We start from the raw sequence: 13,027 nt of genomic DNA on the forward strand, positions 1-13,027 counted from the left end.
GCTAAAGCGTCTTTTCCCCCTGGGCGTGCTGCTCCCACAGGCGCCGATAGTGGCCGTCGGGTCGCTGTAGCAAGGCCTCGTGACTGCCCTCCTCCACCTTGCGCCCATCGCGCAGCACCAGGATGCGATCGGCATGGCGGATGGTGGAGAGTCGGTGCGCCACCACGATCAGGGTGACCTGGCCGCGCAACTCGTCCAGCGCCCCCTGCAGCCGTGCCTCGGTGGCGCTGTCGATGCTGGCGGTGGCCTCGTCGAGCAAGAGCACCTTGGGTTCGCGCAAGAGCGCCCGCGCCAGCGCCAGCAGCTGCCGCTCGCCGGTGGACAGGGTGAAGCCACGCTCGCCCAGTAGCGTATCCAGGCCCTCCGGCAGACGCGCCACCAGGTCATCCAGGTGGGCGGCGGCCAGGGCTTCGCGCAGTCGCGCGTCCGGCACCCGGCTGCCGAGCAAGAGGTTGTCCCTCAGGCTGCTGGAGCGGATGAAGGGCTCTTGGGGCACGCTGGCCAGGGCCGCGCCCAGCACCTCCGGGGTCAGGCTGCCCAGTTCGCGGCCGTCCAGGCAAAGGTGGCCGCCGGTGACCGGTTGCAGCCCGGCGAGCAGGTCGAGCAGGGTCGACTTGCCGCTGCCGGTGGGCCCGACGATGCCGAGAAAGGTGCCCGGAGGGATGTCCAGGTCGATGCCGTGCAGGGTGTCGTGCCCGGCGCCGGCATGGCGGAAGCGCACGGCGTCGAGGTGAAAGTGCGCGTTCGCGATGGGTCGGTCGTCTTCGCCGCTCAGCGCCGGCTTCTCTTCCAGCAGGTGCAGCAACCGGGTACCGGCCACCGTGGCCTGCTGGAACAGGTTGAATCTCTGGGTGATGTCCATCAGCGGCTCGGTCACCCGCCCCAGGTAGGTGACGAAGGCATAGAGCACGCCAATCTCGGCGCCGCCCTGCAGATGGCCCATCCCGTAGACCAGCAGCAGAACCGCCAGCACCGCCACGCTGACCAGATCCAGGGCCGAACGCAGCAGGAGTCCGGAGACGCGGATGGTGCGCATGCGGGCGCCGTACTGGGCCTGGTTGAGGCGCTGGAAATCCTGGCGAAAGCGCTCGGTCTGGTTGAAGGCCTGCAACAGGCCCATGCCGCCGATGGCCTCGCCCAGCCGGGCGCTCTGCTCGGCGCGCAACATCCTGACCTCCATGGCCGCCGCCCCGCTGTATCGCTGATAGGCCCAGACGATCAGTATGGCCGCTGGGATCAGCAGCACGGCGATGGCCATCAGGCGCACGTCGAGCAGGGCCATGGCCACCAGGATGCCGATCAGCAGCACGATGTTGCCGACCATGTTGCCGAGAAAGGCCACATAGAGTTCACGCAGGGCATCGGTGTCGTTGGTGACCCGCGCCACCAGTTCGCCGGTGGCGGTGCGGTCGTGGAAGCTCTGCGGCAGGCTCAGCACGTGGCGGAACAGCCGGCGCCGCTGCAGGAGCACCACGTCCATGGCGATCTCGGCGAATCTCAGCGATTGCAGGTAGCGACCGTAGGCGGCCAGACCCTGGGAGACCACATAGGCTGCCACCAGGCCCACCAGCGGCCAGAGCCGCAGGTCGTGGGGCACCAGGTAGTTGTCCAGGTAGTGCTTGGTCAGCCAGGGCCCCAGGACATCGAACAGGGTCGCCATGACCAGGATCGCCAGGGTGCCGGCCAGCTTGCGCGGATTGGCCAGTACCGGCTTGAGCAGTAGCGAGAGCACGCGCGTCTTGGTCATTGGCTGGCCTCTTCCGCCTGCTGCAGCGTCCAGAGTCGGGCATAGAGCCCACCGGCGGCGAGCAATTCGGCGTGCCGGCCCCGCTCCACCAGGCTGCCCTGGTCGAGCACGATGATCTCGTCGGCCTGCTGCACGGCGGAGAGCCGGTGGCTGACGATCAGGGTGGTGCGCCCCTGCAGCCCGGCCAGCGTCTTCAGCAAGCGGGCTTCGGTGGCGGTATCCACTGCCGAGAGGGTGTCGTCCAGCAGCAGGATGGGCGCCGGCGAGAGCAGCGCTCGCGCCAGGGCCACCCGCTGGCGCTGGCCGCCGGAGAGGGTCAGGCCGCGCTCGCCCACCGGGGTGTCCAGGCCTTGCGGCAGGGCCGCCAGGTCGGTGCCGAAGGCGGCGGCGTCCAGGGCTTCGCGGATCTCCCCGGCGGTGGCGTCGGGGCGACTGAGGGCGACGTTCTCGCCCAGGGTACGAGCGAACAGGAAGGGATCCTGGGGCACATAGGCGAACTGGGCGCGCAGGTCGGCCAGTCGATATTCCTCCAGCGGCACCCCGCCCAGGCGGATGCAGCCCTGCTCCAGCGGAAACTGGCGCAAGAGCAGGCGCAGCAGGGTGCTCTTGCCGCTGCCGGTGGCGCCGACGATGCCCAGGGTATCGCCGGCAGGCAGGTCGATGACCACGTCCTGCAGGGCTGGCTGACGCGCCTGGGGATAGGTGAAGGCCGGGATGTAGACCGACAGATCGGCCTGGTCCGGCGGCGTCTGGGTGCCCTCGTCACGGATGCGCTCGGTGACGGCGAACACCTCTTCCAGCCGACGCGCCCCGGCTTCGCCGCGCTGCAAGAGGTTGAAGCACCAGCCGATGGCGAACATCGGCCAGATCAGCTGCACCAGATAGAGGCTGAAGCTGGTCAGCTGGCCGAGGGTGATATGGCCGTCGAGATAGCGCCAGCTGCCCATGACCAGGGTCAGCAGGGTGGCGAGACTCAGGGCGACGAAGATGATCGGCTCGTAGCGGGCCTCGGTGCGCTGCACCTGGTAGTCGGCCTTGGCCACGCTGCGGGCGCGGGCGTCGAAGTCGTCCAGCTCGGCTTCGATCAGGGCGTGCTGGCGCAGCATGCGCAGGCCGCTCAGGGCTTCCTGGGTGCGGTCGTTGAGGGCGGAAAAGCCGGCCAGCGCCAGGCCGAAGCGCTGCTGCACCCGCCGCGCCACGCGATAGAAGCCCCAGGCCATGAAGGGAAAGGGCAACAGCGCCAGGGCGGCCAGGGGCGCGTCGATGCCGATGAACATGGCCAGCAGCACCAGCAGCAGGGTCAGCATGCCGTCGAAACTGGCCAGCACCCCTTCGCCGGCGGCGGTCTCCACGGCGTCGATGTCCTGGGTGGCGCGGGCCAGCAGATCACCGGTGCGACTGGACTGGAAGAAACCGGGATCCAGCCGCGCCAGCTTGGCGAAGAAGGCGTCGCGCAATTCCACCCCGACCTGGTAGGAGGTGCCGAATAGCCGCACCCGCCACTGATAGCGGAGTACATAGAGGCCGCAGCCGACCGCCACGATCAGGGCGACGCGCCAGAGCAGCCCGGTCTGATCCAGCTCGCCGGCGCGCAGGGCGTCGATGGCCTTGCCGATCCACCAGGGCAGGGTCAGGTTGAGCAGGCCGACGCCCAGCAGGCAGAGGATGGCAGTCCCGTAGGCACGCCGTTGGCGCAGGAAGAAATCACGCAACAACCGCCACAACGCCATAGAACCGCCTTACCCGAGCAAAGGTGCAGTATATCGGCTACCCAACCGGCAGCGGAGTTCCTTCGTCCCGATCCGGGTCCCATGTCAACGGGTGGCGCGGGGCGCGAGGTCGTTGTAGGGTGCCACTCCCTGCGGCGCCCGGCCGCTGCGCCCCTTTTTCCTTTGCTAGGCTGACGTCCATGACCCTCGAACCCCAACGTCCCGTCGTCCTCTGCCTGTCCGGCCACGATCCGAGTGGCGGTGCCGGCCTGCAGGCCGACATCGAAGCCCTGCTCGCCCAGGGTTGCCATGCCGCCCCGGCGGTCACTGCCCTGACCGTGCAGGACACCGTCGACGTGCGCGACTTCCGGGTGCTGGATCGCGAGTGGGTGCTGGCCCAGGCCCGGGCGATCATCGCCGACCTGCCGGTGGCGGCGGTCAAGCTGGGCATGCTCGGTTCGGTGGAGATGGTCGAGACGGTGCTGGAAATCATGGAATCCCTGCCCGGCGTACCCCTGGTCTGCGATCCGGTGCTGCGCGCCGGTGGCGGCGGCGCCCTGGGCAAGGACGAGGTCGGCTATGCCATCCGCGAACGGCTGCTGCCACGCGCCACCATCGCCACCCCCAATCTCCCCGAGGCGCGCATCCTCGCCGAGTTGCCCGAGGGCACCCCGGAACAATGCGCCGAGCGCCTGCTGCCCTTCTGCGCCCACCTGCTGATCACCGGCGGCCATGGCGAGGAACACGAGGTGCACAACCGCCTCTATGACCGTGCCGGTGGCTGCGAGACCCACGTCTGCCAGCGCCTGCCCGGCAGCTACCACGGCTCCGGCTGCACCCTGGCCAGTACCCTGGCCGGGCGCCTGGCCCTCGGCGAAGCCCTGCCCAGCGCGGTGCGCAGCGCTCTGGACTACACCTGGCGCACCCTGAGGGACGCCGAGCGCCCCGGTCGCGGCCAGTACGTGCCGCGCCGCCTGCCGCTGGACTTCTGCTCATGAGCCCCTTGCGCGGCCTCTATGCCATCACCGACAGCGCCCTGCTGGCCGAGGGTCGCCTGCTGCCTTATGTGGAGGCCGCCCTGCAAGGCGGCACCCGGCTGGTGCAGTACCGCGACAAGTCCGGGGACGCCAGTCGCCGCCAGGACGAAGCCGCCGCCCTGGCCGAGCTCTGCCGCCAGCACGGTGCCCAGCTGATCATCAACGACGACCTCGCCCTGGCCCGCCGACTGGGCGTGGGCCTGCACCTGGGCCAGGAAGACGGTTCCCTGGCCGCGGCCCGCGCCGAACTGGGGGCGGACGCGCTACTTGGCGGCACCTGCCACGCCAGCCTGGAACTGGCCGAGGCCGCGGCCCAGGCCGGCGTCAGCTACCTGGCCTTCGGCCGCTTCTTCGCCTCCAGTACCAAGCCGGATGCCCCGCCGGCGCCCCTGGAATTGCTCGACCAGGCCCGCCGCCGCTTCGCCTTGCCGGTCTGCGCCATCGGCGGTGTCACCCTGAACAACGCCCCGCTTCTGCTCGACCACGGCGTCGATCTGCTCGCCGTCGTCCACAGCCTGTTTTCCGCCGCCAGCGCGGGCGAGGTGGAGCGCCGTGCGCGCGCCTTCGCCCAGCTGTTCGCGGCCTGATCCCATTCAAGGAGACCCCTATGTCCCGCTCCGCGCAACTCTTCGACCAGGCCCAGCGCCACATTCCCGGTGGCGTCAACTCGCCGGTCCGTGCCTTCAAGAGCGTCGGCGGCACGCCGCTGTTCTTCAAGCACGCCCAGGGCGCCTACATCGTCGACGAGGATGACAAGCGCTATGTCGACTACGTCGGCTCCTGGGGTCCGATGATCCTCGGCCACAGCCATCCGGACGTGCTCGACGCCGTTCGCCGCCAGCTGGAACACGGCCTCTCCTATGGCGCCCCGACCGCCCTGGAAACCACCATGGCCGACCTCATCTGCGAGCTCGTGCCGTCCATGGAAATGGTGCGCATGGTCAGCTCCGGCACCGAGGCCACCATGAGCGCCATCCGCCTGGCGCGTGGCTACACCGGGCGCGACACCATCATCAAGTTCGAGGGCTGCTACCACGGCCACTCCGACAGCCTGCTGGTCAAGGCCGGCTCCGGCGCCCTGACCCTGGGCGTGCCCAGCTCGCCTGGCGTGCCGGCGGCCTTCGCCCAGCACACCCTGACCCTGGCCTACAACGACCTGGGCGAAGTGGCAGAAACCCTGGCCAAGGTCGGCGACCAGATCGCCTGCATCATCGTCGAGCCGGTGGCCGGCAACATGAATTGCGTGCCGCCGGCACCGGGCTTCCTAGAAGGACTGCGCCGCCTCTGCGACCAGTATGGCGTGGTGCTGATCTTCGACGAGGTCATGACCGGCTTCCGCGTCGCCCTGGGTGGCGCCCAGGCGCACTACGGCATCCGCCCCGACCTCACCACCTTCGGCAAGATCGTCGGCGGCGGCATGCCGGTGGGCTGCTTTGGTGGCAAGCGCGAGATCATGGAAAAGATCGCCCCGCTCGGCCCGGTCTACCAGGCCGGCACCCTGTCGGGCAATCCGCTGGCCATGGCCGCCGGCCTCACCACCCTGCAGCTGATCCGCCGCCCCGGCTTCCATGCCGAGCTGACCGACTACACCACGCGCATGCTGCAGGGCCTGCAGGATCGCGCCGATGCCGCCGGCGTGCCCTTCGTCACCACCCAGGCGGGCGGCATGTTCGGTCTCTACTTCAGTGGCGCCGAAGACATCGTCACCTTCAGCGATGTCATGGCCAGCGACAGCGAGAGATTCAAGCGCTTCTTCCACCTGATGCTGGACGGTGGCGTCTACCTGGCACCCAGCGCCTTCGAAGCCGGCTTCACCTCCATCGCCCATGGCGACGAGGAATTGCGCATCACCCTTGACGCCGCCGAGCGCGCCTTCGCCACCTTCAAGGACTAGGTGTCATTCGTCTCGCTTGCGGAACCTCTCTGCCACGCCGACCTCACACCTAGTTGAGTGGCCGGCGTCACAGGTAAAAAAGTTCCGCCGTTGCGCGTAAAGGTTTTGAAAGCGTGCGTCGGCTTGACCCATAATGAGATGTCGGCGCGTTTCGCCGACCGGGTTCTCCGAACCTGCCTCGCTTGTGGAGGCGCTTCATGCACCGCGCTGGTCGTACCCTGTGCGCAGCCCTAATCCTGATGCCCCTGGTCGCCCTGGCCGGAGGCAATTCGCTGCTCGTCCCCAGCACCAGCCGTTGCAACCTGAATCTGGCCAACGAAGCCCTGGCGCAGGCGATCGCCCGCTGCCAGCAGATCGCCCACGACGGCGATTCCCAGGCGCAGTACGAACTCGGTGACTTCTACTACGAAGGCAAGCAGACGCCCAAGGACCTGAACCAGGCGCGTCAGTGGTTCGAGCAGGCCTCGCTCAAGGGCAATGCCGATGCGCAGAATCGCCTCGGCAACATGTTCTTTCGTGGCGAGGGCGTACCGCCCAACAACATCCAGGCCTACATCGTGCTGAAGATGGCCGCCATCAATGGCAACGACGAAGCCATGGACACCGCCGACCTGGTCAGCGCCCAGATGCGCCGGGACGAGCTGGAGATGGCCACCCAGGTGCTGGGGCAGATCTTCCGCGACTATCTGCAGGACATGCAGACCGCGGGCAACCTCAATCCCTTCCAGTCGCCGCAGAACTGACCGCGAGCCCGGTCAGGGCTTGTCGGGCATTGGCATGGGAAACGGCATGACATTGGTGCCGCCCTTGGCTTCGCTGATCTTGGGCTGGCCCAGGCGCTCCACCTCGTCGATGCGGATGATCGAGTGCATGGGCACGAAGCTGCGCACCACGCCTTCGAATTGCGCCTTGAGCTTTTCCTCGCTCGGATCCACCACCACCTGGGTGCGTTCGCCGAACACCAGCTCCTCGATCTCCAGGAAGCCCCAGAGATCGCTCTGGAAGATCTGCTTGGCGTAGATCTCGAAGACCTGACCCTGGTTGACGAAGATGACCTTGTAGATGGCCGGCTTGCTGGGGGATGAGCTCATGGTGGACGCGGGGTTCGCCGAGAAAAAAGGGGCGGCGAGCATAGCATGTCGGCCCCGGCTGCCGTCAGGGCTCGCCCGGGGTTTCCAGCCAGGCCCGCTCGGCCACCAGGGCCGTCACCCAGTCGATGAAGACCCGCAACTTGGCGCTGACGTAACGGTTGGGCGCGAAGGCCAGATACAGCGGCATGGGGGCCACCCGCCAGTCCGCGAACAGCCTGACCAGTTCGCCGCGGGCGACAGACTCCGCCGCCAGATAGTGCGGCAGGCAGACCACGCCGAGCCCGGCCTGCCCCGCGGCCAGGCAGGCATTGCCGTCGTCCACCTCCAGACGGTGCCGGCTCTGCAACTCCAGGCGCTCGTCCCCGCGCCGCAGGGCATAGGGAAAGCCCTTGCCCGTCCCCCAGAGAAACCGCACCACCCGGTGCGGCGCCTCGCCCAGCTCGGCGGGATGAAGCGGCACACCCTGGGCGGCGAGATAGGCCGGCGCGGCATAGCACCCCAGTTGCAGCGTCCCGAGCGGTCGAGCCACCAGATACTGCTCGCGGACGCGCCCGCCGCGGATCACGCAATCGACGTTGTCGCCGATCAGATCCACCTGGCGATCGCTGACGCCCAGTTCGAGCTGGATGTCCGGATAGCGCTGGAAGAAGTCCGGCAGGGCCGGGATCAGGATCAGCCGCGCCAGCGGACTGGGCACGTCCACCCGCAGGCGGCCACGGGGCGTGCGGGTGGCCACCGAAAGCCCCGTCTCGGCATCGTCCACCGCCGCCAGCACGCCCAGGCAGCGTTCGTAGTAGGCGGCGCCGTCGGCGGTGACCTGCACCTGCCGGGTGGTGCGATTGAGCAGGCGCACCTGCAGGTGCGCTTCCAGCTGCTGCACCTGCTGGGTGACGCGGGTGCGGCTGCTGCCGAGGGTCTCGGCAGCGCGGGTGAAGCTGCCGGCTTCCACCACCCGCACGAAGGTCTGCATCGCGGCGAACAGATCCATGCCGATTCCTTACCAGGGGATTGTTTGGATTGTACAAACAATGCTGACCGCCGGGCCGGGTTTATCCCCTGGCAGACGACGCCTAAGGTGGCCCCATCCATCCCCACCCGGAGCCCCACCATGACCCGCGACGTCGTCTTTCCCGCCCAGCGCCACGCCCTCTACGAACAGCACCGCTATTCGCCGGCCATCCGTTCCCACGGCTTTCTCTTCGTCGCCGGGCAGGTCGGTAGCCGCGCCGATGGCTCGCCCGAGCCGGAGCTGGAAGATCAGGTCCGCCTGGCCTTCGCCAATCTCGACGCCGTCCTCGCCGCGGCCGGCGCCTCCTTCGCCGACGTGGTGGACGTCACCCTGTTCATGGTCGATGCCGAAGCCAGCTTCGAACGCATCTGGCCGGTGCTGCTGGAGCACTGGGGCACGGCGCCCTACCCCACGGTGACCGCGGTCGGCGCCACCGGCTGGCCGGCTTTCGCTTCGAGATCAAGGTCATCGCGCGGTTGCCGGAGGGCACTGGCGAGGGCTAGCACGACCGCCTTCCGGGCGGCTCTTCCCCGTCCGGAAGGCCATCATTATAATGCGCGGTCCACTCGCCACCGACTCCCTGCCGCGCATGTCCAAGAAGCTCTATATCGAAACCCATGGCTGCCAGATGAACGAATACGATTCGTCGCGCATGGTCGACCTGCTCGGCGAACGGGAGCCGCTGGAAGTCACCCAAAATCCGGCCGAGGCCGATGTCATCCTGCTCAACACCTGCTCGATCCGCGAGAAGGCGCAGGAAAAGGTGTTTTCCCAGCTCGGTCGCTGGCGCGAACTCAAGCTGGAGAATCCCGACCTGGTGATCGGCGTCGGCGGTTGCGTGGCCAGCCAGGAAGGCGCCGCCATCCGTGATCGCGCGCCCTATGTCGACGTGGTCTTCGGTCCCCAGACGCTGCATCGCCTGCCGGAGATGATCGACGCCGCGCGCACCACCCGGGCGCCCCAGGTGGACATCTCCTTCCCCGAGATCGAGAAGTTCGACCGCCTGCCCGAGCCGCGCATCGACGGCCCCAGCGCCTTCGTCTCCATCATGGAAGGCTGCAGCAAGTACTGCACCTTCTGCGTGGTCCCCTATACCCGCGGTGAAGAGGTCAGCCGGCCGCTGGACGACGTGCTCGCCGAGATCATCCACCTCGCCGAACACGGCGTGCGCGAGGTGACCCTGCTGGGCCAGAACGTCAACGGCTATCGCGGCGCCACCGGCGACGGCCGCATCGCCGACTTCGCCGAGCTGCTCTATGTGGTGGCGGCGGTGGACGGCATCGACCGCATCCGCTACACCACCTCGCACCCGCTGGAATTCTCCGACGCCCTGATCCAGGCCCACGCCGAGATCCCGGAACTGGTGAAATTCGTCCACCTGCCGGTGCAGGCCGGTTCCGATCGCATCCTGGCGGCCATGAAGCGCAACCACACGGCGCTGGAATACAAGTCGCGCATCCGCAAACTCAAGGCGGCGGTGCCCGACATCTGCATCAGCTCGGACTTCATCGTCGGCTTCCCCGGCGAGACCGAGAAGGACTTCGAGCAGACCATGAAGCTGATCGAGGACGTCGGTTTCGACTTCTCCTTCTCCTTCATCTACAGCGCCCGCCCCGGCACCCCGGCGGCGGACCTGGTCGACGACACCTCCGACGAGATCAAGAAGCAGCGCCTGCAGATCCTGCAGACGCGCATCCACCAGCAGGGCTTCGAGATCAGCCGGCGCATGGCTGGCAGCGTCCAGACCATCCTGGTGAGCGACTTCTCCAAGCGCGATCCCGGCATGCTGCAGGGCCGCACCGAGAACAATCGCATCGTCAACTTCCGCTGCAGCGATGCCAGCCTGATCGGCCAGTTCGTCCAGGTGCACATCGACGAGGCCCTGCCGCACTCCCTGCGCGGTACCCTGCTGGCCCCCGTCGCCAGCGGTGCGCGCCCGCCCGTCGCCGTCGCGCTGGCCTGATGGATGGTCGCACGCGCCCTTTGCCAAGGGCGCGACGCAGGTTACTCTCAAGCTACGTCAAGTTTTCGTAAAGCCAATCCAAAGGGTTTCCCAGCACACCTTGAATAGCCCCCAGACGCTCCAGCATTTCACCCTCGAACCCTTCGATGCCGACCGTTTCGCCAACCTGTGCGGCCAGCTCGATGAAAATCTGCGCCAGATCGAAGGCCGTCTCGGCATCGAGATCCGCAATCGCGGCAACCAGTTCGAACTGGTCGGCGATCCCGAGCGCACCCGCGCGGCCCAGAACCTCCTGCAGCGCCTCTACCGCGAGACCGCCAGCGGCACCGCGGTGGCCCCGGAACTGGTGCACCTCTATCTGCAGGAATCCGGTCTGGAAGCCCTGCAGCAGGAGCACCGCGGCGGCGGCGACACCAGCGTGGCCCTGCGCACTAAGAAGGGCATGATCCGCCCGCGCGGCGCCAACCAGCAGCGCTACGTCAAGTCGATCCTCGATCACGACATCAACTTCGGCATAGGCCCGGCCGGTACCGGCAAGACCTATCTGGCCGTGGCCTGCGCCGTGGACGCCCTGGAGCGCGAGCAGATCCGCCGCATCCTGCTGGTGCGCCCGGCGGTGGAAGCCGGCGAGAAGCTCGGCTTCCTGCCCGGCGACCTGGCGCAGAAGATCGACCCCTATCTGCGCCCGCTGTACGACGCCCTATACGAGATGCTCGGCTTCGAGCAGGTGGCCAAGCTCATCGAGCGCCAGGTCATCGAGGTCGCGCCGCTGGCCTACATGCGTGGCCGCACCCTCAACAATAGCTTCATCATTCTCGACGAAAGTCAGAACACCACCCTCGAGCAGATGAAGATGTTCCTGACCCGGATCGGTTTCGGCTCCACCGCGGTGATCACCGGTGACGTCACCCAGGTAGACCTGCCGCGCGGCACCAAGTCGGGTCTCAGACACGTCATCGAGGTCCTGCGCGACGTGCCCGGCATCGGCTTCACCCACTTCGAGTCCAAGGACGTGGTGCGCCACCCGCTGGTGCAGCGCATCGTCGAGGCCTACGACCGCTTCGAGGCGCTGCAGGACAAACCGCGCGCTCACGGAGAGGATCGCCATGGCGATTGAACTGGACGTCCAGGTCGCCAGCGAGGCGGCCGACCTCCCCGAGGAGCCGGACTTACGCCGCTGGTGTGAACTGGCCCTACGCGCCCGCCAGGGCGATTCGGAACTCACCATCCGCCTGGTGGACGAAGACGAAGGCCGCGAGCTCAACCGCACCTGGCGGCACAAGGACTACGCCACCAACGTGCTGTCCTTTCCGGCCGACGTGCCGGACGAATTCCTCGATATCCCCCTGCTCGGCGATCTGGTGATCTGCGCCCCCGTGGTGGCGCGCGAGACCGCCGAGCAAGGCAAGCCCGCCAAGGCGCACTGGGCGCATCTGGTCATCCATGGCTGCCTGCACCTGCTCGGCTACGATCATCTGGAAGATGACGAAGCCGAGGAGATGGAAGAACTGGAACGCCAATTGCTCGCTGAACTGGGCTACCCCGATCCCTACGGTGAATGACACACACATGAACGAAGATCGATCAGGCACTGGGCATCGTTCCTGGCTGGAACGCATCGTCCAGGCCTTTGCCCATGAACCCAAGAGTCGCCAGGAGCTGCTGGAACTGCTGCGCGAGGCGCATGAGAACAAGGTGCTCGACAGCGAAGCCCTGTCCATCGTCGAGGGCGCCATCTCGGTGGCCGACCTGCAGGTACGCGACATCATGGTGCCGCGCTCGCAGATCATCAGCATCCGCGCCCACCAGACCCCGGCGGAATTCCTGCCGGCGGTGATCGAGGCCGCCCACTCCCGCTATCCGGTGATCGGCGACGGCCCCGACGACGTCCTCGGCCTGCTGCTGGCCAAGGACCTGCTGCCGCTGCTGCTCGACCACGAACGCACCTTCGACCTCAAGGCGGTGTTGCGCCCGGCCACCTTCGTGCCCGAGTCCAAGCGGCTCAACGTGCTGCTGCGGGAATTCCGTTCGACCCACAGCCACATGGCCATCGTGGTGGACGAATACGGCGGCGTCGCCGGCCTGGTGACCATCGAGGACGTGCTCGAGCAGATCGTCGGCGAGATCGAGGACGAGCACGACGTGGAGGAAGAGAGCTTCATCAAGTCGCTGCCCAATGGCGACTTCGTGGTCAAGGCGCTCACCCCCATCGAGACCCTCAACGAAACCCTGGAAACCCGTTTCGCCGATGCCGAGGCCGACACCGCCGGTGGCCTGGTGATGAATCGCCTGGGTCACCTGCCCAAGCGCAACGAGGAAACGGTGATCGACGACTTCCGCTTCCGCGTGCTCAACGCCGACGGCCGCCGCATCCACCTGCTGCGCGTGACCCCGGTCAATCGCTAGCCGCACCTGTTGCCCAATCGCGGCCATGGCGGTCCGCCGATGCGGCCGCTCCTACAAGAGCATCACCCCCTGTAGGAGCGGCCCATGGCCGCGATAGCCCCTCCTCCCCTCTGCCACCCCGCTCACTCTCCTCACGCGCCTTTGGCACTCCTCCGCGCTGACGAGTAAGCT

General features: G+C 67.5%; 12 protein-coding genes and 1 pseudogene. 9 read left to right on the forward strand and 4 right to left on the reverse strand.

The annotated features are described in order from the left end of the window. Position 1 precedes the first annotated feature (1 nt). Positions 2-1,747 carry an ABC transporter ATP-binding protein gene (locus EC839_RS07560; protein WP_007159638.1) on the reverse strand — a complete coding sequence of 582 codons (1,746 nt, stop codon included), beginning with the start codon at positions 1,745-1,747 and terminating at the stop codon, positions 2-4. After that, entirely contained in the window at positions 1,744-3,477 is a 1,734-nt protein-coding gene (locus EC839_RS07565) for an ABC transporter ATP-binding protein (RefSeq protein WP_039975414.1), read from the reverse strand. The genes EC839_RS07560 and EC839_RS07565 overlap by 4 nt, the downstream gene beginning before the upstream one ends. 179 nt (positions 3,478-3,656) lie before the next feature. Here EC839_RS07565 and EC839_RS07570 point away from each other — a divergent pair, with 179 nt between their 5' ends. From EC839_RS07570 to EC839_RS07585, 4 genes are all read left to right on the forward strand, one after another. Next, the gene (locus EC839_RS07570) at positions 3,657-4,454 is read left to right on the forward strand and encodes a hydroxymethylpyrimidine/phosphomethylpyrimidine kinase (RefSeq protein ID WP_007159640.1); all 798 of its coding nucleotides are present in this window, start codon (positions 3,657-3,659) and stop codon (positions 4,452-4,454) included. Beyond that, positions 4,451-5,080, forward strand: a complete 630-nt coding sequence (thiE, locus tag EC839_RS07575) for a thiamine phosphate synthase (RefSeq protein ID WP_007159641.1) — start codon at positions 4,451-4,453, stop codon at positions 5,078-5,080. Before EC839_RS07570 ends, thiE begins: the two co-directional genes overlap by 4 nt. Positions 5,081-5,100: 20 nt before the next feature. Next, complete coding sequence (gene hemL, locus EC839_RS07580) at positions 5,101-6,387, forward strand: glutamate-1-semialdehyde 2,1-aminomutase (RefSeq protein ID WP_007159642.1); 1,287 nt, start codon at positions 5,101-5,103, stop codon at positions 6,385-6,387. Positions 6,388-6,584: 197 nt separating this feature from the next. After that, positions 6,585-7,130, forward strand: a complete 546-nt coding sequence (locus tag EC839_RS07585; RefSeq protein ID WP_007159643.1) for a tetratricopeptide repeat protein — start codon at positions 6,585-6,587, stop codon at positions 7,128-7,130. Positions 7,131-7,142: 12 nt separating this feature from the next. Here the strand turns inward: EC839_RS07585 and EC839_RS07590 are convergent, their stop codons facing one another. After that, positions 7,143-7,478: a DUF1820 family protein gene (locus EC839_RS07590; protein ID WP_007159644.1), complete on the reverse strand. Its 336-nt coding sequence runs from the start codon at positions 7,476-7,478 to the stop codon at positions 7,143-7,145. A gap of 64 nt (positions 7,479-7,542) precedes the next feature. Further along, positions 7,543-8,466 (reverse strand): LysR family transcriptional regulator, encoded by a 924-nt coding sequence (locus tag EC839_RS07595; RefSeq protein ID WP_007159645.1) that lies wholly within the window; start codon positions 8,464-8,466, stop codon positions 7,543-7,545. 120 nt (positions 8,467-8,586) lie between these two features. On the opposite strand from EC839_RS07595, the pseudogene EC839_RS07600 reads away from it, so the two are divergent. The 5 genes and pseudogenes from EC839_RS07600 to EC839_RS07620 all read left to right on the forward strand — a co-directional run bounded on the left by EC839_RS07600 (position 8,587) and on the right by EC839_RS07620 (position 12,856). After that, positions 8,587-8,990 (forward strand): annotated as a pseudogene (locus tag EC839_RS07600) (RidA family protein). 86 nt (positions 8,991-9,076) lie between these two features. Beyond that, the gene (gene miaB / locus EC839_RS07605) at positions 9,077-10,450 is read left to right on the forward strand and encodes a tRNA (N6-isopentenyl adenosine(37)-C2)-methylthiotransferase MiaB (protein WP_085982633.1); all 1,374 of its coding nucleotides are present in this window, start codon (positions 9,077-9,079) and stop codon (positions 10,448-10,450) included. Between the two features lie 100 nt (positions 10,451-10,550). Further along, a complete protein-coding gene (locus EC839_RS07610; RefSeq protein ID WP_007159648.1) occupies positions 10,551-11,567 on the forward strand; it encodes a PhoH family protein in 1,017 nt (338 codons plus the stop codon). Next, positions 11,557-12,012 carry an rRNA maturation RNase YbeY gene (ybeY, locus tag EC839_RS07615; protein WP_007159649.1) on the forward strand — a complete coding sequence of 152 codons (456 nt, stop codon included), beginning with the start codon at positions 11,557-11,559 and terminating at the stop codon, positions 12,010-12,012. The genes EC839_RS07610 and ybeY overlap by 11 nt, the downstream gene beginning before the upstream one ends. Before the next feature lie 7 nt (positions 12,013-12,019). Beyond that, positions 12,020-12,856, forward strand: a complete 837-nt coding sequence (locus EC839_RS07620) for an HlyC/CorC family transporter (protein ID WP_007159650.1) — start codon at positions 12,020-12,022, stop codon at positions 12,854-12,856. Positions 12,857-13,027 lie beyond the last annotated feature (171 nt).

Origin of the sequence: Pseudomonas sp. JUb52, from assembly GCF_004341115.1 — a bacterium.
In the GTDB taxonomy this organism is placed as follows: Bacteria; Pseudomonadota; Gammaproteobacteria; order Pseudomonadales; family Pseudomonadaceae; genus Chryseomonas; species Chryseomonas oryzihabitans.

Coding starts and splice junctions, on each gene's coding strand:
- thiE (WP_007159641.1), top strand. CDS start 4,451: ATGAGCCCCTTGCGCGGCCTCTATGCCATCACCGACAGCGCCCTGCTG.
- ybeY (WP_007159649.1), top strand. CDS start 11,557: ATGGCGATTGAACTGGACGTCCAGGTCGCCAGCGAGGCGGCCGACCTC.
- EC839_RS07565 (WP_039975414.1), bottom strand. CDS start 3,477: ATGGCGTTGTGGCGGTTGTTGCGTGATTTCTTCCTGCGCCAACGGCGT.
- EC839_RS07585 (WP_007159643.1), top strand. CDS start 6,585: ATGCACCGCGCTGGTCGTACCCTGTGCGCAGCCCTAATCCTGATGCCC.
- EC839_RS07620 (WP_007159650.1), top strand. CDS start 12,020: ATGAACGAAGATCGATCAGGCACTGGGCATCGTTCCTGGCTGGAACGC.
- EC839_RS07590 (WP_007159644.1), bottom strand. CDS start 7,478: ATGAGCTCATCCCCCAGCAAGCCGGCCATCTACAAGGTCATCTTCGTC.
- EC839_RS07560 (WP_007159638.1), bottom strand. CDS start 1,747: ATGACCAAGACGCGCGTGCTCTCGCTACTGCTCAAGCCGGTACTGGCC.
- EC839_RS07595 (WP_007159645.1), bottom strand. CDS start 8,466: ATGGATCTGTTCGCCGCGATGCAGACCTTCGTGCGGGTGGTGGAAGCC.
- miaB (WP_085982633.1), top strand. CDS start 9,077: ATGTCCAAGAAGCTCTATATCGAAACCCATGGCTGCCAGATGAACGAA.
- EC839_RS07570 (WP_007159640.1), top strand. CDS start 3,657: ATGACCCTCGAACCCCAACGTCCCGTCGTCCTCTGCCTGTCCGGCCAC.
- hemL (WP_007159642.1), top strand. CDS start 5,101: ATGTCCCGCTCCGCGCAACTCTTCGACCAGGCCCAGCGCCACATTCCC.